Annotated in this window: 21 protein-coding genes; 10 read left to right on the forward strand and 11 right to left on the reverse strand. The window is 72.9% G+C overall.

Features of this window, described 5'->3' with window-relative positions; all coding sequences use genetic code 11:
* Positions 1-1,254: 1,254 nt before the first annotated feature.
* A complete protein-coding gene (locus AB0F71_RS12715; protein ID WP_360231815.1) occupies positions 1,255-1,689 on the forward strand; it encodes a hypothetical protein in 435 nt (144 codons plus the stop codon).
* A 295-nt stretch (positions 1,690-1,984) separates the two neighbouring features.
* Here the strand turns inward: AB0F71_RS12715 and AB0F71_RS12720 are convergent, their stop codons facing one another.
* Entirely contained in the window at positions 1,985-2,938 is a 954-nt protein-coding gene (locus tag AB0F71_RS12720) for an IS481 family transposase (RefSeq protein ID WP_360231818.1), read from the reverse strand.
* A 701-nt stretch (positions 2,939-3,639) separates the two neighbouring features.
* Positions 3,640-3,762, reverse strand: a complete 123-nt coding sequence (locus AB0F71_RS12725; protein WP_360231821.1) for a hypothetical protein — start codon at positions 3,760-3,762, stop codon at positions 3,640-3,642.
* 432 nt (positions 3,763-4,194) lie between these two features.
* On the opposite strand from AB0F71_RS12725, the gene AB0F71_RS12730 reads away from it, so the two are divergent.
* Positions 4,195-8,871: a hypothetical protein gene (locus AB0F71_RS12730; RefSeq protein ID WP_360231824.1), complete on the forward strand. Its 4,677-nt coding sequence runs from the start codon at positions 4,195-4,197 to the stop codon at positions 8,869-8,871.
* Between the two features lie 64 nt (positions 8,872-8,935).
* A complete protein-coding gene (locus AB0F71_RS12735) occupies positions 8,936-12,673 on the forward strand; it encodes a hypothetical protein (RefSeq protein WP_360231827.1) in 3,738 nt (1,245 codons plus the stop codon).
* Positions 12,674-12,765: 92 nt separating this feature from the next.
* On the opposite strand, the gene AB0F71_RS12740 is transcribed toward AB0F71_RS12735, so the two are convergent.
* The gene (locus AB0F71_RS12740; RefSeq protein WP_360231830.1) at positions 12,766-13,320 is read right to left on the reverse strand and encodes a hypothetical protein; all 555 of its coding nucleotides are present in this window, start codon (positions 13,318-13,320) and stop codon (positions 12,766-12,768) included.
* A 10-nt stretch (positions 13,321-13,330) separates the two neighbouring features.
* On the opposite strand from AB0F71_RS12740, the gene AB0F71_RS12745 reads away from it, so the two are divergent.
* The gene (locus AB0F71_RS12745) at positions 13,331-13,615 is read left to right on the forward strand and encodes a hypothetical protein (RefSeq protein WP_360231833.1); all 285 of its coding nucleotides are present in this window, start codon (positions 13,331-13,333) and stop codon (positions 13,613-13,615) included.
* A 108-nt stretch (positions 13,616-13,723) separates the two neighbouring features.
* On the opposite strand, the gene AB0F71_RS12750 is transcribed toward AB0F71_RS12745, so the two are convergent.
* The 3 genes from AB0F71_RS12750 to AB0F71_RS12760 form a co-directional block, all read right to left on the reverse strand.
* Positions 13,724-15,091, reverse strand: coding sequence for an RICIN domain-containing protein (locus AB0F71_RS12750; protein WP_360231836.1), 1,368 nt, complete (start codon positions 15,089-15,091; stop codon positions 13,724-13,726).
* Positions 15,092-15,397: 306 nt separating this feature from the next.
* Positions 15,398-15,610, reverse strand: a complete 213-nt coding sequence (locus AB0F71_RS12755) for a hypothetical protein (RefSeq protein WP_360231839.1) — start codon at positions 15,608-15,610, stop codon at positions 15,398-15,400.
* 158 nt (positions 15,611-15,768) lie between these two features.
* Positions 15,769-16,230, reverse strand: coding sequence for a hypothetical protein (locus tag AB0F71_RS12760; RefSeq protein ID WP_360231842.1), 462 nt, complete (start codon positions 16,228-16,230; stop codon positions 15,769-15,771).
* A 431-nt stretch (positions 16,231-16,661) separates the two neighbouring features.
* On the opposite strand from AB0F71_RS12760, the gene AB0F71_RS12765 reads away from it, so the two are divergent.
* Positions 16,662-17,357 carry a VC0807 family protein gene (locus AB0F71_RS12765; protein WP_360231845.1) on the forward strand — a complete coding sequence of 232 codons (696 nt, stop codon included), beginning with the start codon at positions 16,662-16,664 and terminating at the stop codon, positions 17,355-17,357.
* Between the two features lie 135 nt (positions 17,358-17,492).
* Here AB0F71_RS12765 and AB0F71_RS12770 read toward each other — a convergent pair whose 3' ends face one another.
* On the reverse strand, positions 17,493-18,686 hold the full coding sequence (locus AB0F71_RS12770) for a helix-turn-helix transcriptional regulator (protein ID WP_360231848.1): 1,194 nt from the start codon (positions 18,684-18,686) through the stop codon (positions 17,493-17,495).
* 232 nt (positions 18,687-18,918) lie between these two features.
* On the opposite strand from AB0F71_RS12770, the gene AB0F71_RS12775 reads away from it, so the two are divergent.
* Together AB0F71_RS12775 and AB0F71_RS12780 are read left to right on the forward strand one after the other, a co-directional pair.
* Positions 18,919-20,205, forward strand: coding sequence for an Ig-like domain-containing protein (locus AB0F71_RS12775; protein ID WP_360231851.1), 1,287 nt, complete (start codon positions 18,919-18,921; stop codon positions 20,203-20,205).
* A 115-nt stretch (positions 20,206-20,320) separates the two neighbouring features.
* A complete protein-coding gene (locus AB0F71_RS12780; protein WP_360231854.1) occupies positions 20,321-21,898 on the forward strand; it encodes an amino acid permease in 1,578 nt (525 codons plus the stop codon).
* On the opposite strand, the gene AB0F71_RS12785 is transcribed toward AB0F71_RS12780, so the two are convergent.
* The 3 genes from AB0F71_RS12785 to AB0F71_RS12795 form a co-directional block, all read right to left on the reverse strand.
* A complete protein-coding gene (locus AB0F71_RS12785; protein ID WP_360231856.1) occupies positions 21,849-22,523 on the reverse strand; it encodes a TetR/AcrR family transcriptional regulator in 675 nt (224 codons plus the stop codon). The two genes, AB0F71_RS12780 and AB0F71_RS12785, sit on opposite strands and share 50 nt — an antisense overlap.
* A 107-nt stretch (positions 22,524-22,630) precedes the next feature.
* Positions 22,631-23,824 (reverse strand): MFS transporter, encoded by a 1,194-nt coding sequence (locus AB0F71_RS12790; protein ID WP_360231859.1) that lies wholly within the window; start codon positions 23,822-23,824, stop codon positions 22,631-22,633.
* The gene (locus AB0F71_RS12795) at positions 23,821-24,714 is read right to left on the reverse strand and encodes a pirin family protein (RefSeq protein WP_360231862.1); all 894 of its coding nucleotides are present in this window, start codon (positions 24,712-24,714) and stop codon (positions 23,821-23,823) included. The genes AB0F71_RS12790 and AB0F71_RS12795 overlap by 4 nt, the downstream gene beginning before the upstream one ends.
* Positions 24,715-24,890: 176 nt before the next feature.
* On the opposite strand from AB0F71_RS12795, the gene AB0F71_RS12800 reads away from it, so the two are divergent.
* Positions 24,891-25,460 (forward strand): NADPH-dependent FMN reductase, encoded by a 570-nt coding sequence (locus tag AB0F71_RS12800; protein ID WP_360231865.1) that lies wholly within the window; start codon positions 24,891-24,893, stop codon positions 25,458-25,460.
* Between the two features lie 247 nt (positions 25,461-25,707).
* Entirely contained in the window at positions 25,708-25,908 is a 201-nt protein-coding gene (locus AB0F71_RS12805; RefSeq protein ID WP_360231868.1) for a hypothetical protein, read from the forward strand.
* 36 nt (positions 25,909-25,944) lie between these two features.
* Here AB0F71_RS12805 and AB0F71_RS12810 read toward each other — a convergent pair whose 3' ends face one another.
* Positions 25,945-26,454: a hypothetical protein gene (locus AB0F71_RS12810; protein ID WP_360231871.1), complete on the reverse strand. Its 510-nt coding sequence runs from the start codon at positions 26,452-26,454 to the stop codon at positions 25,945-25,947.
* Between AB0F71_RS12810 and AB0F71_RS12815 the strand changes: the two genes are divergently transcribed.
* On the forward strand, positions 26,453-26,668 hold the full coding sequence (locus AB0F71_RS12815) for a hypothetical protein (RefSeq protein ID WP_360231874.1): 216 nt from the start codon (positions 26,453-26,455) through the stop codon (positions 26,666-26,668). The two genes, AB0F71_RS12810 and AB0F71_RS12815, sit on opposite strands and share 2 nt — an antisense overlap.
* Positions 26,669-26,846: the final 178 nt, after the last annotated feature.

Here is a 26,846-nt window from a genome sequence, read left to right on the forward strand (position 1 = left end):
GACGGCCCGTTGGGCGGTGCTGACGCACCGCCAGGTGCGGGGGTGACGGCTGCGCCGTCACCGTTCGTGGTGTGGCCTCGGCTGCGCCTCGGCTGGCGGTGGGTGGTTGGGAGAATTCGCCGGCGGCGAATTCGTGGGCGTGGCACGCGCCGTTGTGGCTGGTGTCGGGACTCGCTGCGCTCCGCCATTTCTGGGGAATTTTCCCGGGCCTACGGCCCGTCAATCGGTCGGCTTTCCCACCTTGTTGGGCTGGTGTTTTCACGGCCTTACGGGCCGATTGGCTGGCAGGGTTTCCCGGGCTGCGCCCGGGGTGGGCGTTGACGATGTGACGCGGAATTCCGGTAGAGGCCCATCCCTCCGGGGCGGGCGGGGTGCCGGCCGGGGCCTGCGGCCCTCAACGTTGACGATGTGTCGCGGACTCCGGGTATCAGCCACACCCCCACCTCCGGGGCCCTCCCCCGGTCCCGGCCGGTGGCCGGTCAGCCGCCTGGTTGCTGGGTTTGCAACCCATCCGGCGCCCCTGGGGCGGGGCCTGCGGCCCTCAGGAGCAACCTCCGGGCACCGGCTCCGGCGGCCCGGACCTCCCCGGCCCGGGTGGCGCCCCCGACGGCGGTCCCTGACGGGCCATCAACCGCAGACTCCCGACCGGAATCCGAAGCGAATCCAGCGACGTTTCCCCGACTTCCATACAGCCCTATCCTACCGGTTCCCGGACGGCGCGGGACGCGCACAGGCAACCTCGCGGCAACCGTCCATTCCGGCTCTATTCGGCCGCACTTCTGGAGGGGATTTGGATTACCTCCCGCTCCCTTTCAGGCGGCAATCTGAACACCTTTCGGGGCGCAGCGGCGAGAAATCGCATTCAGGTATCTCGGAAAGGTCCTAAGGCCCTCCGCGCCGACACGAAGACTGCCCTTCCAAGGCGTCCTGGAAATCCCGCCCAGCGTCAACCGGGCAATTCCCGGTGTGGCGACACCGAACCGAACACCAGACCAGGACGGGCGCAGCGGGGCGCGGCACCGAGCGGCCAGGGCGGGCACGGGCACAGCGGCCGGACGGCCTGGCGGCCGACCAGGACGGGCAACCAGGACCCAGCAACGTACCAGCAGGGCACGGCGCCGGGCGACGCGGACGGGCGGCGCGGGCGGCGGGGGCCGCTGACCCGTGACAGCGATCGGAGTTTGACCGGCGCTGTGGAAGGCCGCGCCGAAATCCCTTGGTGCCCTGACCAGGTTGTCTGCCATTCTCGGGCGCGTGCCAGCTCGTAACCGCCGCCTGCCGCGGCACCTGTCGTGGCCGCTCACCTCAACGGACATCTGCTCCGCCCTCGGTGAGACGCCCTCCAACGCCCTCCGGCTCGGCTTCTTCGACCACCACTGGACGGACGGGACTCTCCTCAAGGCCAGGTGGGTGCCACCGACCGGCTCGAACTACGGCACCGGCCTCCCTCCTGACTGGTGGTCGAGCGTCTGGATCACCGTCGGCCCCATCCCGAGCAGCGAGCGGGCCACCGCCCGCCAGGTCCTGCGCGAACAGGCACTCCCCGAGCTCTGGAACTGGGTGGGAAAGGCCCGGAACGGCTCCGAAGCGTGGGCGCTGAGCAGGCACAGCATCACCTGGCGGTACGTCGACCAGTCCCTGCACCTCAGCCACGACCAGCAGCCGTACCAACCGGTCAAACCTCGCTGAGGCGCCGTCAAAGTTCGATGGGACGGCACCTACCACCAGGGCCAGGGCCCCGCCCCGGCACCCTGTCGCACCCATCTGTTGCGCCCCACCACACACAGGGGATCAGGGGTATCCGCCCACGTCACAGCACGCGACAGCACCCCACGCGACAAGGGGACACGACAAACCCGCTACCTACTTCCGAGCCGACCCGCCGGCGGGCGTCCCACGCCGCGCAGCCGGGCGTCGGCGGGCCAGTGGGTTCCGCGGGCGTGCCGGGCCTGACGCCGAGCCAGACAGCCAGCCACTCGACCGCCTAGGTGTACTGACCCGTGAGGTTGGGGACGCGGCTGGCGGGTGGCTTGCCTGCGAGTGCAGTGTGTCCGCGGTGGTGATTGTAGGTGTGGAGCCAGGCCGGGTAGGCGTCGCGGCGTTCCCGTTCGGTGCGGTAGGCCGTGGCGTAGGCCCATTCGTCGAGCAGGGTGCGGTTGAACCGTTCGACCTTGCCGTTGGTCTGCGGCCGGTAGGGCCGGGTTCGCTTGTGCGCGATGCCCTCGGCGGCGAGGGCATCGCGCCAGACCCGTGAGCGGTAGCAGGAGCCGTTGTCGGTCAGCACGCGCTGGACGGTGATCCCGGCCTGGGCGAAGAACGCCTGGGCGCGGGTCCAGAACGCGGTGGCGGTCTCCTTGCGCTCGTCGGACAGGATCTCGCTGTAGGCCAGACGGGAGTGGTCGTCGACGGCGTTGTGCAGGTAGCTGTAACCGCCTCCGGAGCGGTTCTTGCGGCCTGTCTGGCGGCCGAGGACGTGGTGGCCGCCGCCGTCGGGGATATTGCCGAGCTTCTTGATGTCGACGTGGATCAACTCGCCCGGTGCGGCGCGTTCGTAGCGCCGCACCGGGCGAGCGGTGGCGCGGTCGAGATGGGCCAGGCGGGCGAGCTTGTAGCGGACCAGGACCCGGTGCACGGTGGCCGGGTTGAGCCGCAGCAGGTAGGCGATGCGGGCCGGGCCCCAGCGGCGTAGGACGCGGACCTTGATGATCCGGCGCTCAGTTGGGGTGGGAAGCCGCCGCGGACTGCGGTGCGGACGGCTGGAGAGGTCGCTCATGCCGGCTTCGCCCAGCGCCCGGTAGCGGTCCGCCCAGCGCTTGGCCGTGGTGGGCGAGACCTGGAAGCGCTCAGCCGCTCGCCGAAGGGGCCAGCCGTCCTCGACCACGCAGCGGGCCAGGCGCAGGCGCCCGGTCTCGGTCAGCGGTGCGTTACGGTGTGGCATGAGGGCCTTTCTGGTCGCCGGGTAGATGTCGCAATCCACACCGAGCCAGAAGGCCCTCACTCATTTCAAGATCACCACGCCGTGAGCCCCGTCACCAACCTCCGGGGTCAGTACACCTAGGCCCGTCGTCTGGTCCCGGCGCAGTCGGCGCTCCAGATGCAGCGGCTAGTGACCCGGTGCGGGTCCAGACGACGGCCGGACACGTCAGTCCTCTTCGAGCTCCATGAGCGCGTCAATGAGAACGGGACAGTCCTCTTCATGGAGCAGACGCTCCAGGCCCCGACGCCCCACAGCTCACATATAGACGGCGCACCTTCCACACTCTGGACAACGATCATCCAACTCGGACACAGACACCCCTCCTTCCCCTGGCGGACCATCAGACAGCTTAGGGACCCGGCCGACCCCGACCAGCCAGAAATCGAGCACACACCCACGCCAGCCCCCGCACCAACCATTCCGGCACGAATTCAGAGACCACCGTCAAAGACAATCAACAAAAACAGCCGTGTGGAATTTCAACCCGAATACAAGCCGAAACACGCCGCCTACCCCCAACCAGCGAGCCGACAGGCCCCCCGACCCCACCAACCACCACACACAGTCACCACCCCAGCCATCCACCCACACCCAACAAGTCCAACCAAAGGTCCAGACAACATGGCATCCAGGGCCAAAACATCCCCACCACAACCAACAGGTCACACTCGACGGCCCTTCGCCGGGTAGAGCTTGGCGTGCAGTAGCCGGCCTTCCCACCACGGGTCATCCGGGGTGGAGACCAGCGCGGCCACCAGCTCGCGCTTGGTCGGGGCGGGCAGCACCAGCAGCCCCCAAGTCCCTTGCGGGACGCTCCCGCTCGCACTGCGGGCACTCCAACCGGTCCGAGCCGGTCCGGCGGGCGTACACGAACGGCCCCTTCTTCCCGGAGGCCGGAGGAGAGCCGGCTGCTGCCGTTGGCGCCCCGGACGCCCGCCTGCGCGTCCGTTGGCGGTCCGCGCGCCATCGCGGGACGCTGGAACTGCGGCCCCGTGCCGCGACGATTCCAGCCGGACGGGCGGCCGTTGAACCGGCGGCCGTTCGGGCGTGCGCGGGCTCCACCGTACGGTCCGGGCCGGCACGGCCCCGAAGGGGCGGCTGCCGCGGGAGGCCCGGCGCCACGTGCGGACCCGCGCGAAGGCCGGCCCCGGACGATGCTGCGCGCGGACGCCAAGGCCGCCGACACGCACTGCCGCGCGCGTAGAGGGGCTACCGTCATGCCCGACAGCGACCTGCTCAGCCTGCTGATCGCGGAAACCGGGGATCTGCGGCCCGGCCCGGACACCACGCCCGCCGAGCTGACGGACCTGCGGCGCGCCCTGCTCGCCGGCGCGCCCGGCGGCCCGTCTCCGTCCTCCCGCACCGCTTCGACCGTGGACGAGGCCCTGCGCGCCGAACTGGACTACCTGATCGCGCAGCACGCCTCGGCGCCCCGGCCGCCCGGTCCCGCACCCCGCCTGATCCGCCGGGAAGCCCTCCCCGCGGGCTTGGACCCGTCCGCGCCGGACCGGGCGGTGGCCCAGCAGGTGGCGCGTACCTTCGGCCCGTTCCTCGACCGCGCCGACCGCCGGGTCTGGTTCGACCTGTTCCAGTCGCACTCCTGGCTGACCGTTCACCGGGGTCCGGCCGGCCCGCCGATCCTCGCGCTGCCGCCGGCGAGCCAGGGTACGCCCGGCCCGGGGCACTTCGAGTTGCCGGGCGGCACGGTCTGGATCGCCGTCACCCAGCTCGTCGGCTCGGCCCCGGGCGACGGCTGGGTGGGCCTGCGGGTCAAGAGCGGCACCCTCGACGTCGACGCCGCGCCGCAGCTCGTCGACGGGCAGCTGACGGTGCCGGCCGGCGCGGACCTGCGGCTGAACGTCGTCCTCGATCCCCCGGCCGGGCCCGGACCGGGCGCCGGACCGCTCACCGGACCGGGCGCCGAGGCCGCGGACACCACGGCGGGCTTCCCCGTGAACGCGCTCTTCCTGCTCCAGCCGTCCGCCGGGTCCGTCAGCATCCCCGATGCCTCCCTGACGGTCTACGGCAGCTCGTTCACCCTGCGGCCGGACCCGGGCCCGCCCGCCTACGACCAGGACTCCAGCCGGTTACTGATCCCGTTCACCCCCACGCCCGACCGGCTCGCCATTGCCCGGACCCGGGCCGATCTGTTCACTCCGTCCGGCACGGCGGCGGTCGCCCGCGCGGCCTGGGCACTACCGGTGGTCGGTTCGATCCTCGACGGACTCGGCGAGGCGGACGGCACCGGCAAGCTGCTGCTCTCCGTGAAGGACGGTCTGACCGCGAGCTGGCCGGGCCTGGACGGGGGGCCGGCCGTCCTCGGCCCCGTCGACGTGCTGACCGACGGGCGGGCGCTGTCCCTCGGCTGCCCACGGGCCACCGCCCGCCGGGCCCGCCAGGAGTTCCGGCTCTGGCGGGAGTCCGAGCCCGACGTCCGCTCCTCGGTCGCGATCGGCTTCCCCCAGGAGTTCCCCCTGCACTACGGGAGTGTGCTCCCCGCCGAAGACGCGCTGGTGACCACGGCCACCGTCCGTACCCGGCTGGACCGGCCGCGCACCGCCGCCGGCGAACGCATCGACACTCCGATGATGGGAATGTGCTTCCTGGACCAACAGCCCGGCAGCAGTGAACTCCAGCTCAACGCGGCACCCGAGGGACCTCAGGCCGCAGGCCGGATGGCGCTGTCCCTGGCGAACGTGCTGCTGTCCACCACCCCGCCGTCCCGCCTGACCGTCGCCGGACCGCTCGCCGCACCCGACCGGCTGGACTCCGGCGCACTCACGCTGGACCTCGGGCTGCTCCACGTCCTGCCCATGCTCCCCGACCCCTACACCGCGAACTTCACCGTCCTCACCGATCGTGAACCGCCTGCCGAAGCGGTGACGGTGCAGGCCAAGGTCGCCTGGTCCGACCCGGCCACCCCCGACCTGACGATCGGCCTCAGCACCCAGGACGCGTTGCCGTCCGACCTGCTCCCGCCACCGGGACCGGTGTTCGGCTTCCGCCCCGCCGAGCATCCTGCCCAGCCCGCCGCGCCCGCGCAGCAGGCACTGGACTGGCTCCTCGCCGTCTTCGACGAGCTCGGCCAGTCCACCGGCCTGACCCTGCTCGACCTCTCCTCGAACTCCGACCAACTGGGCGTCAGCATCCCGCTGAGCGCCGCCGCCCGGCTCCCGGTCACGGTCAAGGACCTGATGCTCAACACCTCCGCCGGCAACGCCCGGATCTTCCTGCTGCCCCAGTTCCACTGGGAGACGGTGCACAACCTGTACAGCCCCATGACCGGCGACGCCGACGGGCCGCTGCACTCCGGCGACGACGGCCTCCCCGCCCTGGTCCTGGCCGACTCCGTCACGCTCGTCCCGCTCGCACCGGTCCCGCTGGCCGAGGAGGTCGTCCGCGGCTACCGGCAGGACGCGGCCGGCGTGAGCGCGCTGTTCACCCTGCCCTTCGGCCTGATCGCCCTGGCCGAACTCGATCCGCACGACCGCCGGTACCGCAAGCCGCCCGAACTCGACCTGCAGAGCCCCGATTTCGCCGCACCGAGCGGCCATCCGGCCGACCGGATGACCGGGGCGCGCCAGCTGAGCCTGCGGGCCGGAGTGAGCGCCGGCACCGACGACCCTTCCGCACCCCCGGTCCCCCTGCTCGGCGGCGCCACCAAGCAACTGGAGAACCTCACACCCGGGTCGCCGCTCACCTCCGTCCTCGGCCTGCTCGCCAGCGACTTCAACCCGCTCTTCCGGACCGAGGTGCCACTGAACCGGATCGAACTCGGCGGCTACGGCGCCAACGTGTTCAGCCGCTGGGTGAACGACTCCACGTCCGCCGTGACGATCACCCAGGTCGCCTTCGACGCCTTCCACGGCCGAACAGCCTTCGAACGCGTCCAGTTCACCACCATCCTCTGGCCCTGCCAGGCGACGCTGGTGCGCACCATCACCCTCGAACGCCATGGCAACGCGGCCGTGGTCCGCTTCGACAGCGGCTGGCTGGCCAGCACACCCGGGCTCTTCCACCACCCGAAGGCCCCCGACGTCACCTTCCACCCGGGCGTCGTACGAGGCCTGTTCGACATCCGCGAGATCCGGGACACCTCCCTGTACGTGGACCTCGACGGTGCCGCCGGGTCGCCCGGCCCCACGCTCCAGGCGGTCTACTTCGACGCCGACGTCGAGATCGACGGTCTCACGGCCGGGGGCGCGAACGGCCGGGTCCCGGCCCACCGCCACCTGGGCTTCGTCCAGCGGATCCCGCTCGCCGCGCAGGTCACCAGCGGGGGCGTCGGCGCGCTGACGCCCGGCCAGCTCCAGCAGTTGTTCGCCCTGCAGGGACCGCTCGGCGGGCCGGTGGACTGCACCATCCGGATCGGTGACTCCCCGCACCTGATGCGCGTCACCGGAGTCCACGCCGACAGCGCCGACCAGACCTCCGGGCAGTTCGCCGTCGCCGTCCACGGCGCGCCCGCGCTCCCCGCGCCCGGCCAGTGGAGCGTGGTGCGGGTCGAACCGGACCAGACCGTCACCCCGGTGGACGCCCAGCGGGGCGTGCCACTGATCCGCCGGGGCGAGGCGACGGCCACCGGAGCCAACCCGAACGGCTTCCGGTTCGCCGACCCCGCGCACCTCTTCGACGACCACCCGCACGACTACTACGCCCTGTTGTTCGCGAGCGAGACCCAGCGGATCCTCTACCCACGGCCGAAGATCGACGCCGGAAAGGCGGAGATCACCAGCGTCGACACGCCCCGGCTGGCCAATCCGTACGCCCTGCTGCGCGCCGGTGGGCTCTTCCCCCCGCCGACGACGGATGCCATCCCCTTCGACGCGAGCGACCCGCCGCAGGCGTTCCCGCTCACCCTGGACGCCGGACAGCTGCGATTCGCCGGGGGCACGGTCGCCTTCCCCGCGGCGGTGGACCAGTTGCTGGTGAACGCCGGCTCGTGGACGGCGCGCACGCAGTACGCCTCGTCCAAGGTGCTGGTCGAGTCCGACAAGGACTGGCGGATCGTGCAGCAGCAGGTCGAACAGCACCTGCGGTTCGAGCCGCTCGGCGAGATCCTCACCATCGTCCACGACATCGACTCGCCGACCGCCGGCCCGACGGACTTCCCCACCCCCGCGGTCGAGCTGGCCGGCCCGCTGCAGCCCGTGGCCGAGGTGATGAACCTGCTCAACAGCCTGGTGCCCAGCGGCGGAACACCGGGCCTGCCCGGCCCGCTGCAGGTCTCGCTCACCCGCGACGGCACCGCCGTACGCCTCAGCGCCGTCGCCGACTTCGCGGTGGCCCAACCGGACGGACAGCCGGTCGAGTGCGGGTTCGGCAAGCTGCTCGGCCACCTCAAGGTCGGCGCCGACATCGCCGCCGACCTTTTGGCCGCGAAGAGCGGAGGATCGGTCTTCCTGGAGATCACCGGCAGCTACCAGCAGCTGATCTTCCCCGAAATCTACGGCGGCGGGCTGCTGCGCTTCAAGATCGGCGCGGACCAGAGCGGCGCCACCACCGTCGAGTTGGACGCCTGCGCGGCCGGCTCGGTCGGCGGCACGCTCATCCCCGGCCTGATCGACCTCGAAGCCGGCGTCAAGTACGGCTACTTCATCGGACGGGCCGGCGACCGCTTCCAGCCGGGCATCGTGCTCGGCATGGACGGCCGCGCCACGCTGCTGTCCGGGCTGCTCGGGTTCAGCTTCTCCGTGGACGGCCACCTCGACGTCGACCGCGCCGACGTCCAGAACATCTGGGTCAGGCTGCACGGCGACATCCTGGTCGCCGGCACCGTCACCGCGGCGTGGTTGGTGAAGGCCCGCAAGTCCTTCCACACCGCCTTCGACGTCAGGGTCGACTGGCAACTCGTCGCGGGCGCCGCCAAGGCCGGGCTGATCCCCGTGCCCTGAGACCAGCTGCCCTTCGTGCGCCGAGACCGCCCGCCCCGTGCCGCCCCATCGTGGAGGTGCCCCGATGCCCATCAACAGCGCACCGCTCAACATCCTGCTGCTGCCCGGGCGTTGGCAGCCGCCCACCCTGACCCTGACCTTGCTCGTCCTGCCCCAGGGCGACCCGCGAACGGCCCTGCCCGGCACCGGCACCGCGTTCGCCGACGCCGACCTCGCCTTCGACGCGATGTTCGTGCCCACCCTCACCGACCTGCCGACCCCCGCGAGCGCCCACCGCACCGCGCTCACCACCACCCGGCCCGCACGCCGTCGCGCCTTCTTCGACGAACTGGCCACGCTCTTCCGGATCCGCCCCTCAGGCCTGCCGCCCGAGGGCCCGCCCTCCGCCGTCCGCAAGTTCCTCCCGCCCAGCTTCCGCGCCGCGAACGGCTGCACCACGCCGCGTTCGCGCTTCCTGGTCACCGACCGCTCCTACGACTGCGTGCTCAAGGAGACCAAGCCCCACGTCCCACCGCCCGACCAGCCCGACGCACGCCTCGAATGGGAGGAGGTGCTCACCTTCGTCCTGCGCCAGCCCCAACTCGCCCGCGAGCTCGGTCTGCTGTACGACACGACACTCACCTCGGGCACGGTCGACCCGGTCGACCAGGGCGGCTACCTCTTCGCCGACCTGGCCGCGGGCAGCGCCTACCGGGCCGAGGCGAACACGAATCCGGCCCTGCTCGCACGCTACGCCGCCCGGATCCCGCCGCTGACCACCGCGCGTGCGGTCTTCGCGGCCGTGCTCTTCCCGGTCACCGGCACCGGCGACTTCGACCAGGTCTTCGTCGAGGCCGACGCCTACGACCACGGCTTCGCGCGCGTGGTGCACGGAGCGCAGTCGCGCAGCGCCGCACAGGTCGAGCACGACCTCGAACCGCCCGCAGGAGCACTGCCCCCGGTCAAGGACACCGGCATCCGGCTCGGCTGGGACGACGACCAGGTGACCGTCTGGCTCAACCGCCAGCTCGGCATCAACGCCCACGACACCCAGCCCTCGCCCGACTCACCGCTGGGCGTCGCCGGGTACCGCGTGGACGTCCGCGAGGACGGCGCCCCGGGCGCGCCCTGGCACTCACTGACCCACGTCGCCGGCGACCTCGCGCTCGGCCCGCTCGGGTTCGGCCACTTCGACGGCGAACTGGCCGTCGAGACGACGCCCGTCAACCACGACCTGCAGGCGGAAGGCGACTTCTGGCTGCCGGCCTACTTCACCGCCTGGCGGGGCGGGTCGCTGGTGCTGGCCGATCCGAGTGCCGTCGAGGTCTCGGGGCGCAAGCACCCCAGCGCCGACACGGTCTACCGAGCGGTGGACGCCGACGCCGTACCGCTGCGCTACGGACACACCTACCAGTTCCGCGTCCGGCTGACCGACCTGGCCGGCGGCGGTCCGCTCGTCACCGACCAGCACGACCCGAGCGCGCCCGCGCCGGTCGCCACCGTCCCGTTCCGTCGGTTCGTCCCGCCGCGAGCCGTCCGGGTCGACCACGGCGGCGGCGTCGGGACGGACGGCCGCAGCGCCGCCTACACCGTCCACCGGCCGCTGCTCGGCTACCCCGACCTGGTGTACACCGGCTTCCCGAACGCCATGGACGCGCTGCTCGCCGACCTGCCCGCGGCCCGGAGCGAGAACCGCGAGGCCGCCCGGCCCGACCCGGACGTCACCCAGCTGCGCATCGACGTGTCGGTGCGCACGCTCCAGGGGGACCCGGCGACCGACTCCGACACCGCCCAGCCGTTCCGGCCGCTGTACACCGCGGTCAAGAACTTCCCTCCCGCGCCCGACCAGCCGCTGACACTGCGCGCCGTCTTCGAGGACCTCCCCACCACCGACCGGCTCGCGGACCTCACCCTGACCGGCCCCACCCCCCTGTCCGACCCCGACCCGCTGCGCCTGCCGACGGCCCGCGACGTCCGCCTCGTCCTCACCGCCCTCGGCCGCGAGGACCAGGCGCTCGGCTACTGGGGCAGCGACCGCGCGCGCACCGGCGCGGCGCCCGTGAGCGTGTACCTGCGGGCACCGTCCGCCGACGAGCGGCAACTGCTGCAGTCCCCGCCCGTAGGGTCCCAGATCCAGGCCGTCTTCCTGCAGCCCGACCCGGAGGACAACCCCGCCTCCGCGGCGCAGCAGGCGGTCTCGGGGCAACGGGTCGACGCGCCGTCGGACCTGGTGGACCGGCTGGCCCACCAGCTCGGGCTCACCCGCTGCGCGCTCACGCTCTCGGCACCCGCCGGGCGCCGGCTGGTCCTCGGCGCGGCGGCCGGGCTGCGGCACACGCTCAGCCCGGAACGGGACGCGATCACCTTCGCGACCAGGACCGACCTCACCCGGCGCTGGCTGGTCTGCCTGCACCTGAGCCTGGAGCGGGACTGGAGCTGGGACGCGCTGGAGCCCGCCGCCTTCGAGGTACGGCGTGACGGCGTCCCCGTCGGCACCATCACGCTGCCGCGCACCGTGGCCCGCAGCGCCACGGGCCGGGCGGACGGGGCGGGCCCGGTCGCCCGCAGCGCCACAGGCCCGGCGGACGGGACAGGCCCGGCGGACGGGACAGGCCCGGCGGACGGGGACGGCGACCCGCAGGCGCGGGACCGCACCGAGCTTCTCTTCCTCGACGCCTACGACGACAAACCGTCCGTCGACAAGCCCCCGAGCGAGACCCGGCTGACCTACAGCCTGGTCCCCGCCTTCCGCCAGCCCCCGCCGGCCCAGCAGGACCCGGTCCAGCAATGGCCGCTACGGCTGCCGATCACCGCACCGCCCGGCCAGGTCCCCCGGCTGCGGTCCGCCGGCATCGCCGCCACCCCCTACCAGCGTGACCAGGACCGCTACACCGCGACCGGGGAGCGGCGCCGCCTGCTCTACCTCGAACTCGCCGAACCGCCGAAGGACCCGGCCGACCGCTACTTCGCCCGCGTCCTGGCCGGCGCCCCCGACCCGATGCTGCTGCGCGGGGCCCCGGAGCGGCCCGATCCCGCCGAACCGCCGCTCGACGTCGCCGAGCCCATCCGGGTGGTCACCCCGAGCAGCTCCGCCGACTGCGCCGGCCACTCGCTGATGCAGGAGCTGATCCCCGCCGAGGACGGCCTGCACTACCTGCTACCACTGCCCGAAGGCCTCGGCCCCGACGCGCCGGAGCTCTTCGGCTTCTACGTCTACGAGCTGAGGGTCGGTCACGACTGCTCGCGCTGGAGCACGGCAGCCGGGCGCTTCGGGCTTCCACTGCGGGTGGCCGGGGTGCAGCACCCGGCACCGCAGCTGCGCTGCACGGTCACCCGCACCGACGAGAAGGTCACCGTCACCGCCCTGCACGCGCCCTCGGTGGCCGACGGCACCGGAGTGCGCCCGTACCCGCCGGCCACCACGATCAGCGCGCTGCTCTACGCCCAGGTGCAGCAGGCCGACGGCCGGGACTGGCGCAACGTGCTGCTGGAATCCCGCCCGCGCCGCGGCGACCCTCCGGCCTGGAAGCACGAACCGTTCGATCCCCACGTCCCGTCGAGCGTGCTGTCCTTCCCGAACGCCGAGATCCTCGCCAAGCTCGGCTACCTCGGCCTGCCCCTGGACGCTTCGCTCAGCGTGCTGGCCGTGGAGGCCCTCCCGGAACCGGACGCGCCGGGCGGGCGGGGCGAACTGCCGCCGATGTCGGAGGGGTTGGGCAGCGTCCGGGTCCTGCGCACCTCGCCGCTCACCCCGGTACCGGCGATCTGCCCGCCGTCGGTCGTACCCGGACCCGGGATCGAGGAGGAATCATGGCCGCACTGACACGCGAGACGTTCCTGGGAAAGGACTGCCTCGGCGGCGTCCACCGCGATGGCGACAAAGATCACGGCCGCCGACACAGCCCTGACAGCCCTCTACACCGCTTCCGGATCCGCGGGCACGATAACCGAATGGGCCGGGCTCCGTGAGGACTCCCGCGCGGCACACCCCGGCGGTTCCCACACGACCGGCGATTCGATCGACGTCGACTGCAACTCCAACCCATACATCGCGACCCGCGCGACGACCCGGCCGAGTGCTGAGGGTGCGAGTCCGGGGTCGGGCAGCGTCCCGGACCCGCAGTTCCATCGCCGGTTCCAGCAGGAGGTGGAGGCCGCCAGGCGGGTGACGGGGTTCCACACGCCGCCCGTGGTGGACGCGCAGCCGCGCGGTCCCCAGCCGTGGATGGCCACGGCATACCTGGCGGCGCCGTAGCTGGGCGAGGCGGTGCTGCGGTTCGGTCCGCTCGGCGAGGCGGGGACACGGGCGTTGGGGGCGGCGCTGGCGGAGGTGCTGGCCGCGATCCACGCGGTGGGGGTGGTGCACACCGTGACCTCGAGCCGGGCAACGTGTTGATCGCCCGGGACGGTCCGCGCGTCATCGACTTCGGGATCAGCCGGGCTTTCGACGCGGCCCACCTGACTGATCATGCTGCAGGTCGTGGCCACACTGGCCCCGAACGCCGACAGCGTCTACCGAGGGATGCTGAGCGGCGCCCGGACGCTGGCGGCCGCCACCGGCATGAAGATCACCGACGACCGGTCGGTCCCCGGCATCGGGGCGGCAGCGACTCTCCTCTACACCGTCGTGAGCGGGTACGGCCGCGTCGAACTCGTGGTACTCCAGCGCAACGCGGTCGTCACCGTCCACTACCAGGCGGCCACCCGCTCCGGCTACTCCTTGAAGGACGTCCCGCCCTCCGGCGCCGGAGCCGGACCGTCGTAGCTCCGGCGACCCGGCCTGCAGGGCCCAGCCTTGGAGCACCTCCTCTCCCGTTCCCGGCCTGCGTGCCTGCCCTGGCGGCCGGTCGGATCGCCCGGTCGTGCTTGACGATCAGCCGAAGATGTCGTCCCGGTCGGTGGCCATGCGGACCTGGTTCGGGTGCCAGGTGATCCAGTCGGCGTAGTGCGCCAGCGCGCCCCGGGTCGTGGAATCGTCCCGGTAGTCGTCCACATCGTGCCCGAGGATGATGCCGTCGATGCCGGTCTGCGACAGCAGGGACGCCATGCAGTTGGTGGAGTTGCCGCTGTCGTTGAGGGTGAACGCCATGACGCCGCCGAGTTGCCGGCCGCCGTGGCTGGCGTCGCCGCGGTCGCGGTAGGAGGTGTCGGTGCTGAACGGCCCGGTCGCGCAGCCGAGCGCGAGGTTCGCCGCGCCCCGGTCGGTGAAGCGGCGCAGCCGGGGGATGTTCGTCGCGTCGAACAGCCTCTGGGTCCTGCTCAGGGAGTCGTTGGCGGCGAACAGGCCTTCCATGCCGTTGCCCGCGACGTCGTTGGCGACCTGGGTCCACTGGGCGTTGCCCTCGTCGCTGCTCATCTCGAAGACGACGGCGATGTCGTTGGTGGTGAGCTGGTGCGCCAGGTCGAGCAGTTGGTTGACCGCGAAGCTGCCGCCGCTCCAGGCGTTCTTGACGTCGATCCAGACGAAGGTGATGTTCTCGTGGTTCTTCTTCGCTTCGATGATCTTGTTGACGACGTCCTGGAACCGGGGCGCGGAGCCGGAGGCCGGGACGTCGCCGTCGTGGGCCCACCAGGCGACGCCGTTGTTCGAGGGCATGCCCCACCAGGCGTCGGCCTCGATCGCGTTGTAGCCCGCGTCCAGTGCCGGGTGGACCTGGCCCGGGTCGTTGAGGTTGTGGGCGATGGCGTAGACGGGGCGGGATGAGACGGAGGTCTGTTGGAGGGCGACCGTCTGGGCGGGGCTGCTGTTGCAGTGGTAGTACTGGACCGCCTGCCCGTTGGCGAGGTTTCCGTTCGGCACGTCCACACAGCCGTAGCCGTAGCTGGACAGCTCCAGGGGGCCGCCCACGGTCTCGTTCGTGAGGATCCAGCGTTGGCCGTCGTTGCCGTTGCACGGCCACAGCCGGATCCTGGCGCCGTCGGTGTGGTTGTCGTCCTTGAGGTCCAGGCACTTGCCGGAGACGGCGTTGTAGAACGCGACACCGGGGCGCCCGTCGGGGTATTCGCGTGAGATCCACTTCTGGGCGCCGGAGCCGTTGCAGTCGTAGATCTGGACCTGTGCGTCGTTCGCCGTGGAACTCCCTGCCACCTCAAGGCACTTGTTGTTGCCGAAGGTGATCGTGGATTCCTGGTCGGTGACCGTGGTGACGGCCTGCGCGGGGGTCGACGGCGCTGCGAGCGTGGCGCACACGGCCAGGGCCAGCAGGCCCGGCCAGGTGCCGACGCGTGATCGTCTGTTCATGGGCCCGAATGCTGTCGGCGCCCGGTAAACGTGGGATCAACAAAGCAATGAGGGCCTGCTGATGTCGCACGGGCACCGGCCACGGGGTCTGTGATGGTCCGCAGGCCCCAAAGGCCGTCCGGTGATCCGACAGCGGCCGCCCGCCCCGGGCGGTTCCCGTGGCGGGCGGTCGGCCGGCTCGCCGGGCCGGGCCGTGCTGGGGAGGCCGCCCCTGTTGGCGGCCTCCCCGGCTGTCTTGCACACGGCGTGGTGCTGCTTCGGAATCCGCCGGTGACGTCGCGAGGCCTGCGGTGGAACGGCCGGTGGTCAGATCTGGTGGTCCGGGTCGGAGAAGGTCAGGCCGCCGGCCGCGAGCGGACGCCGGGCCGGGGCGGGCACGGCGGCGGTCTCGCCGGGTGGCTGGCGGAAGTCGGCGCCCTGCTCGACCGGCGGCCGGCGCGCGCCGGACTGGGCGGGCAGCGGCGCGTCGGTGGCGGTCGCGGAGAAGGTGGGCATCGCGAGAGGGCGGTGGTCTGTCATGATCGACAGTCTCGCAGCACGGACGGGGCCGCGCCGCCGCCCCTCCCCGAACCGGCGGGGATCGAGCCGACGGGGATCGAGCCTGCCGTGGCGCAGGCAGCGGCCCCGGCGGCGGGGCCGACCGGGCTCGCCGGGAGGGGTGTCGGCGTCCGGCGGTGTCAGCGGACGAAAATCCGGTGCGGGGTGTTCTTGGTGGCGGGCTGGTTGGGCTGCAGGTGGACGCCCGGGTAGGTCTTTCCCGCGTTGCGTACGGCGAAGCTGATGAGTACGGCCATCACGCCGGTCACGCCTGACAGGCCGGGGACGGCTCCGCCGCCGCCGATGAGGCAGGCGACGGCGACGAGGGCGATGCCCGCCGCGAGCAGGAGCCAGCCGGACGTGGTGCGGGTGCGCTGCTTCTGCGCGGCGGTCGACTCGGATTCCAGCACGACCTTGATGGGGAGGCGGCAGTCGCCGCAGAACGCGTCGAGGACGACGGAGCCCGTCTCCGGGCGCCGGCTCGCGCCGAGCGGGAACAGGTGCCACTGCGAGTGATAGGTCGTGCTGCGCAGCCCCTCGGTGCGGGTCATGCTCGTCCGGTGGCCCAGGCGGAACCGTGCGACGTCGGTGGGCACGCTCATGGATCTCGCCCCGTCTCCCCGTGCGCGGCCCCCCAAGTGTCCGCGCGGGCCGTGATGTTAACAAACGTTTGTGTACGCGGAGGGGACACCGGGCGACGCCCGGGCGGCGGGGCGGCCGGGCCCGCGTGGGCGTCCACGGCTCGCGGCGTGGCGCGGTGGGCTGGGAGTGGAGCCAGGTCGTGTCGATCACGATCCCCGGCACCCCGAGGATCCACGGCCTGGGCCGCGCGGTGCTGGAGCACTGCCCCCGCGCGCGGCGGCTGCAACGTCCGCTACCTGCGCTACCGCCCGCGCTGACCGGCCGCGCTGACCGGCCGGTTCCACCGCGGCCAACGGCACGCGGCCGGGGGCGAGTTCGCGGGCCGGACGGCGGAGCGGACAGGTCCGTAGGTGCGGCACTACCCTGGCCTTCCCCTGCCCCGGAGGACGCCGTGACCACCACGCGAAGCGCCCGCGGCGACTCCCCCGCGCCGAAGCCCCGGCCCAGCGGCCGGCGCCTGCTGCTCGGTGTCGCCTGGGACGTCCTGGTCCCGATCGCGGTGTACTACGGGCTGCGCGCCGCCGGTGTCGGCGTCTTCGTCGCGCTGCTGGCCGGCGCCGCCCTGCCGGCGCTCACCACGGCGGTGCGGTGGCTGCGCACCCGCAGCCTGGAGGGCATGGCGGGTTTTGTCGCCGGGACCATGCTGCTCGGCGTCGCGGCCGCGCTGGTCAGCGGCAGCCCCCGGTTCCTGCTGGCCAAGGACGGGTGGCTGACCGGCGTGGCCGGGCTCTGGTTCCTGGTCTCGATCAGGGCCAGGCGCCCGCTGCTCTTCCACGCCGGCCGGCCGCTGCTGGAAGGCCGGTTCCGCTCCGACGGCACCTCCTGGGACGTGCTGTGGGACCGCGAGCCGGCCTTCCGGCGGATCTGGCGGGTCTCGACCGCGATCTGGGGCGTGGCGATGCTGCTCGACGCCGCCGCGCGGATCGTGATGGCGTACACCCTGCCGGTGGACGTGGTGCCCGGCCTCGGCGCGCTGCTGTGGCCGGTCACGCTGCTGCTCCTGCAGGTGGTCAACGGCGTCTACTACGAGCTGGCCGGGCTCTGGCGGCTGACCTCCGGCACGACCGCGCGCCCGCCGGGCGGCTGAGCGCCCCGGCCCCCAGGGTGTGCGCCAGGGCTTCGCGGGGAGGGCACGCGGCCGGGGAGGGCGCCTGCGGTGGGTTGCGGTGCCGGGCAGTGGGTTGCGGTGCCGGGCGGCGGGTTGCGGTGCCGGGCGCTGCCGTCACTGCTGGAAGGCGCTGGGTTCCCAGGCCTTGCCACCGACCGGGTAGCTGTACAGCGGCCGGCCCTTGACCGCGCTGGTGCGGAACGGCGCGCCGCCGCCGGGGCCGATGGTCAGCGTGCCCTTCCGGTTGCCGCTGGACCACTCCAGTTCCAGGTACCAGCTGACGTCGTGGGCGGTGGTCTCGGCGCTGACCTCGATGACCTGCGGGTCCCGCTCGCTCACCGTGACCGGCAGGCCGGTCCTGCCCTCGGTCACGACCGGGCGGGGCCGGGCGGCGTCCAGGTCGAGGTCGTACGAGTGGACGTCGACCCCGCCGCCGCAGCCCTCGCCCATGGCGTAGGCGTTCCAGGCCAACGGGGCCGCGGTCCGGGCGACGCGGACGTCGAGGGCGGTCAGCACCACGGTGTCGTCGCCGGTGCCCTGCACGACGAGCTCGATCGACTGGTAGTGGCCGGGGACGGCGCCGACCTCGGAGACCCAGGCGGGGACGTCCGCCGGTGCGGGCGGGCGGGGGACTTCTGCGGGCGGGCGGTCGACCACGTACTGGTCGCACTCGGCGTCCCAGCCGGACGGGCGGACCACGACGGTGACCGGGGCGCCGGCCGGCCCCGACGTGGTCGCGCCCGTGGTCGCGCCGGCCTCGGCCGCCGGGGCGGGACCGGAGGCGGGGTCACCTGCCGTACGGGTCCGGAGACCGGCGGCCACGGCCCCGACGGTGGCGAGCACCGCGGCGGCCGTCACGGCGGCGAGCACACTGCGCCGCACCCGCCGCCGCGGCTCGGCGGGGGTGTGCGCCAAAGCGGCCGTCCAGTCCGGTGCGATGCCTTCGGCGGCCGTCGCGGTCACCGGAGCCGCTGACGGAACCGTTGACGGAGCCACTGCCGGAGCCGTTGCCGGAGCCGCTGACGGAGCGTTCGCCGCGGGGGCGGGAACGGACGACTGCCGGCCACCCCGCGCCGCGTGGGCGGCGACCCACAGCCGGTAGAGCTCGGTGCGCTCCTCCGGCGTCGCCCGGCACAGCCGGGCGAGGCGTTCCAGCGGGGTGAACTCCCCCGGCATCACATCGCCGTTGCAGTAGCGGTGCAGGGCCGACGTGCTCACGTGCAGCCGCTTCGCCAGCGCGCCGTAACTCAGCCCCGACCTGCTCTTCAGCTCCTGGAGCAGCCGCGCGACCTCGTCCGCCTCCCGCACTTCCCCGGCCCCCTCTGGCACTGCTCCTCCACCCCACTCGGCGACCCCCGCCGGGGAGAGCTGCTGCACCGGCCCCGGCATCCTGGAACGCCCCGCGGGGCGTTCCAGGAAGGTTACGTCCTCGCAGCTCAAAGAGGGTAAACGCGTCCCCGCGTCCCTGGTCGCCGGCCCACCGTTGCCGCTGGGACGAACCGGCGCACAAGCTGACGGCGAACACCGAGAGGGAGCAACTGTGAGCACTGTTCGAGCGGCACGGGCCGCGATACGCACCGACGAGCGTCTCCACCGCGGGGCGGTGGCGCTGGCGATGGGCGGGGTCCTGCTGATGTCCGCGGGCTGCGGCGACGGCCAGGACAAGAGCGCTGATGCCGCGTCCGCTGCCTCCGCCCCCTCCGCTGCGTCCGCTCCCTCCACCGCCTCCGGTGCCTCCGGTGCTCCCGGCGGGGCGGCCGCCGCGGCGACGCCGAGGACGTCGAGCGCCGTGCTGGACGTGCAGCCGAAGGACGGGGCCCGGGACGCCGCGCCGACCGCGCTCCAGGTGTCCGTCTCCCACGGCACGCTCACCACCGTCGAGGTGGCCGACAAGGACGGCAAGCCCGTCCAGGGCTCGATCACCCCGGACGGCACCGGCTGGAAGCCCGCCGCCTCGCTCGCCCCCGGCACGGCGTACACGGTCAACGCCCGGGCCAAGGACGCCGACGGCCTGGTCTCCGCGGCCACCAGCGCCTTCACCACCGCCTCGCCCGGCAAGCAGATGTCCGCCAACGACAACATCTCCGACGGCCAGACCTACGGCGTGGGCATGATCGTCAAGGTGGACTTCGGCGGCAAGGTCGTGAACAAGGACGCCGTCGCCAAGGCCATCACCTTCGAGACGGACAACGGCACCGAGGTGAAGGGCCACTGGTTCGGCGACAACCGGCTCGACTTCCGGCCGGCGGACTACTGGAAGCCGAACACCAAGGTCACCATCCACTACCGGTTGAAGAACGTCGAGATCGCCCCCGGGGTCTGGGGCGACACCGACAAGGACGAACCGTTCACCATCGGCCGCTCCCAGGTCTCCACCGCGGACGCGGCCACGCACCAGCTGACGATCGTGCGGGACGGCAGGACCACCACCGTGCCCGCCACCCTCGGCGACGAGCAGCACCCCTCCTGGGGCGGAACCATGGTCGTCATGTCCAAGGAGATCGTCACCCACATGAACTCCCAGACCGTCGGCATGGGTAACGAGTACGACATCCCCGCCGCCCCGCACGCGATGCGGCTGACCAGGAGCGGCACCTACCTCCACGGGAACTACTGGTACAAGGGCGACCCGTTCGGCAAGGCCAACACCAGCCACGGCTGCGTCTCGCTCAAGGACGTGGAGGGTGGCAGCGACACCTCCCCCGCGGGATCGTTCTACAACAGCTCGATGATCGGCGACGTCGTCAAGGTCGTGAACACCAAGGAGAAGACCGTCGCCCCCGACAACGGCCTCGGCGGCTGGAACCTCCCCTGGGCCAACTGGTAGCACCCGCCCGGGCGTCGGGTGTCCACGCCTCGGTCGGAGCGGACCGGGGGCTTGATCATGACGGGTGATCGGGGCCAAGATCTCCCCCGGTTGGATCACAACGGGGGGAGCCGTGATGTCCGAGGACCGGTCGGTCAGACGTGGGCTGAGACAGCGCCACATCGCCATGATCGCGCTGGGCGGTGCGATCGGAGCCGGGCTGTTCGTCGGCTCCGGCGTCGGGATCGCCGCGGCGGGGCCCGGGATCGTGGTGTCGTACGTGGTGGCCGGGGTGCTCACGGTGCTGGTCATGCGGATGCTCGGCGAGATGTCCGCCGCCCGCCCCGGCTCCGGGTCGTTCGCCGCGCACGCCACCCGCGCCTGGGGGCCGTGGGCCGGGCTGCTGGCCGGCTGGATGTACTGGGCGCTGCTGGTGGTGAGCGTGGCCGCGGAGGCGATCGGGGCCTCCCGGATCGTCGCGGGGTGGCTGCCACAGGTGCCGGCCTGGGTGTGGGTGGCGGCGTTCATGGCCCTGTTCACCGGGACGAACCTGGCGGGTGTGCGGCACTTCGGCGAGCTGGAGTTCTGGTTCGCCGGGGTGAAGGTGGCCTCGATCTGCGCGTTCATCCTGCTCGGCGCCGCCGCCGTGCTCACCGGCCGCACGCCGGCCGTGGAGAACCTGACCGCGCACGGCGGCCTGCTGCCGCACGGCTGGCACGGGGTCGCGGTGGGCACGATCGCGGCGGTGTTCGCGTACGGCGGGCTGGAGACGGTGACCATCGCCGCCGCCGAGTGCGCGGACCCGGTGGCCGCGGTGCGCCGGGCGGTGCGCACGGTGCTGTGGCGGGTGGCGCTGTTCTACATCGGCTCGATGGCGGTGATCGTCGCCGTGGTGCCGTGGGACGACCCGGCGGTCGCCGGTGGCCCGTACGCGGCAGCGATCGGCCGGATCGGGGTGCCGGGCGCGGCGCAGCTGATGAACGCCGTCGTGCTGGTGGCGCTGCTGTCGGCGATGAACGCCAACATCTACGGCTCCTCGCGGATGCTGCACGCCCTCGCGGCCCGCGGCGACGCGCCGCGCCTGCTGACCGGCCGTGGCCGGTCGGCCGGGCGTGGTGGGGTGGGCCGGGGCGGTGCGGGCGGCGGGGCCGGTGCGGGCGGCGGGGCCGGCGTCCCGGTCGGGGCCGGGCGGGCCGTGCTCGCCTCGGCCGCGTTCGGTTTCGGCTCGGTGGTGCTCAGCCTGCTGTGGCCGCGGACCGTCTTCCCGTTCCTGCTGAACTCGATCGGGACGGCGATCCTGGTGGTCTGGATCCTGATCGCCGCCTCCTACCTGCGGTTGCACGGCCGGCGGCGGCGCACGGACGGGCCGGAGCAGGAGCGCGGGCCGGAGCTCCTGGGGCAGGGGCAGGGGCAGGGGCAGGCGGCCTCGATGCGGGGCTTCCCGTCCCTGGGCTACGTGGCGCTGGCGGCGATGGCCGGGGTGCTGGTGTTCATGCTGGTGGACCCGGGCAGCCGCAGCCAGGTGCTCTGCACCGGCGCGTGGACGGCGGTGCTGCTGGTGGTGGCCGGGCTACGGCGGTACCGGCGCGGGCCGGCCACCGGTCCGGTGACCGTACCGCCGGTACCGAAAGCAGCGGCGGCCACGGCACCGGCCGCCGCCGTGGTCACTGCTCCCGTGCGTACCGGGCCAGGAACAGGTCGACCCCGGAGCTGATCATCCGGTGCAGCTCGGCCTCGTCCAGGTCGGCCTCCGGGCGGAACGTGCGCACCAGCTGGGGCACGCCCACCGTGCAGGCGACCAGTTGCTGCACGGCCAGCGCCGGGTCCTCCACGGTGAGCACGCCGCGGCGGTCCAGTTCGGCGAAGGCCTCGATCAGCGGGCCGTTGTTCATGTCGTAGCTGACCCGGTACCAGAGCTGGCCCAGCTGCGGGAAGCGGTCGATCTCGCCGATCACCAGCCGGCGCAGCGACATGATGTCGGGGCGCAGCAGGATGCGGGTCCAGTCGAGGGTGAGCGTGATCAGCGCGGAGCGCAGGTCGTCGGCCTCGGCGATGGTGGAGTTCCACGGCTTGAGGTCCTCGTAGGTGGTGGGCAGTATGCCGCCGATCACCGCGAGGAAGAGCCGTTCCTTGTTCCCGAAGTGCTTGTAGATGGTCGCCTTGGAGACACCGGAGCGCGCGGTGATGGCGTCCATCGAGGCGGCGGAGTAGCCCTCCTTGAGGAACTCGACCAGGGCCGCGTCGATGATGGCCTGCCGGCGGCGCTGGGCGGCGTCGACCGGGCTCGGGATGATCGGGATGCCGAACTCGTCGATCGGCTGGGGGGCGTCGGCGGCCATCGGGTTCTCCTCGGGAGGCGCTTAGGGGGAGACGGTACGGGCCAGTATATGAAACTGAACGGTTCGGTCGGGCCCGATCGGGCCCGGTCGGGTCTGCGCGCGGCGGGTCACGGGCCGAGCCCGGCGATCCGCTCGGCGAGCACCGCCAGTTGCGGGCCGAGCGCGGCGCCGAGCAGGAACACCAGGTTGAACAGCCCGATCGCCTCCGGTCGCCGCTGCGGTGGCACGGCCTCGGCGGCGGCGCCGGTCAGGACGCCCTGGCCGCCCGCGTTGACGCAGGCGCTGGCTCCGGCGCCCAGCAGCACCAGCGGCGTCCAGGGGCCGAAGGCGGCGAGCGCGAGTGCGGTGAAGGAGACGCCGAGCAGTAGGCCGGTGGTGCGCCGCGGGCCCAGCCGGGGTGCGGCGCGCACCAGCGACCAGGAGAGCAGCGCGCCGGTCAGGGTGGCGAGGGAGCCGACGGCGCCGGTCTGGACGGTGCTCCAGCCGGTGAGTGCGGCGGCCCGCCGGGGTGCGCCGTAGACCAGGCCGAAGTTGACGGTCGCCAGGACCAGCATCACGGCGGCGACGGCCCGGAAGCGCGGCACCGTCAGGGCGTCCAGGCCGAGGAACGAGCGGCGTGCCGTCTGTGCGCCCGGGTCCCGCGCGGGCTCCCGTACCTGATCCCGTGTCGACTCCGGCTTCGGTCCGGCGCGGCCGCGCAGTACGGCCGGCAGTACGGCCAGGGTCAGCACCGGCAGCACCAGGCAGGCCCGCCAGCCCAGCCCGGTCGCCACCGCGGCTCCGATGAACAGTCCGGCGGTGCCGCCCGCCGCGCTGCCGATCGCGACGACCCCGGAGGCGCGTGAGTCCGGCTGACGCGCGGCCAGTTGGAAGGCGGCCACGTTGAACCCGGCCGCGCCGACCGCCTGCAGGGCGCGCCCGGCGACCAGCGGGCCGAGGGCTGCCCCGGCGGCGAGGGTGACCAGTACGCCGAGCAGCAGTGCTCCCGCGGAGGCGAGCAGCAGTGTCCGGGGGTTGCGCCGTCCGGCGGTGGCGGTGAGCAGCGGGGTGCCGAGCATCATGCCGAGCCCGTAGCCGCTCATCAGCCAGGCGGCGGGGCCGGGGCCGGTGTGCAGTTCCCGCGCGATGGCGGGCAGGACGAGGCTGGGGCTGGAGAGTCCGGCGGCTCCCGGGGCGGCGAGCGCCGCGAGCAGCAGGCCGGTCCGGAGCGACCCCCGTACGCCCCGGCCGGTGCTGCCCGTCGGCGGCTGGGCAGGGGGCGCGTCGGCCCCTGCCGCCGTGTTCGGTGCTCCCGGGCTCATTCCGGGATCCGCCCGAACTTCCCGTTGGAGAAGTCGAGTTGGGCCTGCCGGAGCTCGGCGGCGGTGTTCATCACGAACGGGCCGCCGCGGGCGACCGGTTCGCCGATCGGCTCGCCGGCCAGGACCAGTACCTCGGCCGGTCCGTGCGGCGCGGCGACGGTGATCCGCTCGCCGTCGTGCGCCAGTACCGCGAGTTGGCCGTCGGCCAGCGGCGCGTCGGGCAGTTCGGCGGTGCCGGAGAGTACGTAGACGGCGGCGTTGTGGCCGGTCGGCACGGTGAAGTCGGCCCGTCCGCCGGCGGGCAGCACGGCGTGCGCGAGCAGGACCGGCAGGTGTGTCTCGAAGGGTCCGGCCACGCCGTGGCTGCGGCCCGCGATCACCTTGATCCGGCTGCCGTCCTCGGTGTGCACCACCGGGATGGTGTCGGGCCCCTGGTTCTGGCTGCGGGCCGGGAGGTCCTTGAGCCGGGCGGGCAGGTTCACCCAGATCTGGAGCATGTGCTGGCGGCCGCCGTGGGCGAGCAGTTCGGCGGTCGGCTCGTTGGAGTGGACGATGCCGGCGCCGGCGGTGAGCCACTCGACCTCGCCGGCGACGCTGGTGCCGCGCCGGCCGGTCGAGTCGGCCCAGTCCATCGAGCCCTCGATGAGGTAGGAGACCGCCTCGAAGCCGCGGTGCGGGTGGGCGGGGGCGCCCTTGGCCTCGCCGGGGGCGAGCAGCAGCGGACCGGTCTGGTCGACCATCAGGAACGGGTCGAGCATCGGGAGTTCGGCCACCGGGAACGGGCGGCGGACGGGGAAGCCGGCGCCCTCGAAGGTGTGCACGGGGTCGATGACGGTGGTGGTCGAGCGGACGGGGGCGGCCTGGGCCGCGGCGAGCTGGGTCGTCGTCATGCCGAAGACTGAACTACACGATCCAGTTCAGAGTCAAGACTGAACTGTCTGGTTGACACATTGAACTGAACGGTTTAGGTTTCTCGGCGTCGGAGCGACCACCGCCGGGCCTGGCCTGGCTCGGCCGCCACCCCCACCACGTCCACAGCCACACGCCCACCGCAAGGAGCACCGTCATGAGCGCGTCCAAGGTCTTCGCCATCTCCGGCTCGCTTCGCGCCGACTCGCACAACACCGCGCTGCTGCGCGCCGCCCGGAAGATCAACCCGGCCGGCATGGAGATCGAGATCTACGACGGCCTGCGCGAGATCCCGCCGTACGACTACGACCTCGACCACCCCGGCAAGCGCCCGGCCGTCGTCGAGGAGCTGCGCCGCAAGGTCACCGAGGCCGACGGACTGCTCATCGCCACCCCGGAGTTCAACTACTCCGTCCCCGGCGTCCTCAAGAACGCCCTGGACTGGCTGAGCACCGACTGGACCAAGAGCGAGGGCGTACCGCTGCACCGCAAGCCCACCGCGATCATGGGCGCCGCCCCCACCAACTTCGGCTCCGTCCGCGCCCAGCTGGCGCTGCGCCAGGTCTTCGTCTGGACCGACAGCGACGTCGTGGTCAAGCCCGAGCTGGTCGCCTTCCGCTCGCACGAGCGCTTCGACGAGCAGGGCGAGCTGACCGACGAGGGCACCATCGGCATCCTCAAGGACCTGCTCGCCGCCCTCCAGGGCAAGATCGACGCCCGCGCCTGAGGCCCCCTCCCCCGGAACCCACCGCCCCCACGCGGCAAGCAGCCCCGCCGAGCACCTGAGCGTGCCCGGCGGGGCTTCGCCGTGGCTCGGCGCGACGCTGCTCGGCGGTTCCAAGCTTGTTCGCGTCCGGCCGATTTCCCGAAACCGGCCCCGGCGGTGCGGGCGCTCTGGCATGCTCACCCGGATGGCGGCAGGCGCTGCGTAGCCGCATCCTCACGTAGAGTCAGACCGAAGGGCGGGGTGGGCAGTGCAGTACACGATCAGCGTCTCGGTGTTCCTCGCGATCGTCATCCTCGTCCGCCTGCGGCGAACCACCCAGGCCCGGAGCCGCGCCGACGAGGCGTTCACCGTCTTCACCGCCATCGTCTTCGGCGTCCTGATCGCCGCCACCAGCTGGGGTCACGCCATCCTCCAGCTCGTCGGCATCGCCGTCGACGCCACCCACTGACCGCTCCCCCGCCCGGCGACGCCGGGGGTGCGCTCCTCAGGCGGCCGGGTCGAGGACGGACGCCAGGGCGGCGCGCAGCTGTTCGTCCTCGCGGATCATCGCGTGGCCGGCCCCGGAGACGACCAGACGGCGGTCCCCGGTGGCGAGCTCGGTCAGGCGGGCGTGCTGCTCCGGGGTCAGGGCCGAGGCGCCGAGTGCCCGCAGGGCCTCGCAGGCGTGCTCGAGGTCGGCGCGGGTCTCGACGGAGTGCAGGGCCGCTTCGGCGAGGCGGACGCGGTCGAGGCCGGCCGGGCCGGCGACGGCGAGCAGGCCGAGGACGGCCGCCGGGAGCGGTCCGTCGGCGGAATGGATCAGGTTCGGAAGATCACCGCGCTGCGCCGCAAGGGCAGCCCGGGGGCGAGCCGGACGACGCCCCGGAGGGGCGGCCGATGGGCCGAACGTCCGCCGGCCGGAGCGCGGCAGCGGGGCGGCACGTACGGGACGGGAAGCGGTGGTGGCGGATCGGCGGCACCCTTGGTAGAGAAGTCCGACCAGGGAGGTAGCCATGGGCAGTCCGATCGAAGGAAGCGATCCCACGAGCGAGACGAACACGGACGCCAAGGCGTCCCCGCGACGGCTGTTCACCGGAGCCGAGCGGCCTTTCGACCCCGAGGACCTCGTCATGGCCTCCGGGCACGACCTCACCCCCGCTCGGGTCGAGTGGGCCAGGCAGCAGATCGAGCAGAAGGGCGCCGCCGCGCTCGAACGCTACCTGCCCTGACCAAACCGGGCCCGGGACCGTTCACGCGGCCACAGGCTCCGGGCATCGGCCCAGCGACCGGCGACCGGCGACACGAGCCGGGCGGCAGCACGAGCCGGGCGGCAGGCCGTGGGGGGGGGGGGGGGGGGTCGAGGGCGCCGCGCCCGCCGAGACGCGGCGCCAACAACCCCCGCGACTC

Origin of the sequence: Kitasatospora sp. NPDC028055, from assembly GCF_040637885.1 — a bacterium.
Taxonomy (GTDB): domain Bacteria; phylum Actinomycetota; class Actinomycetes; order Streptomycetales; family Streptomycetaceae; genus Kitasatospora.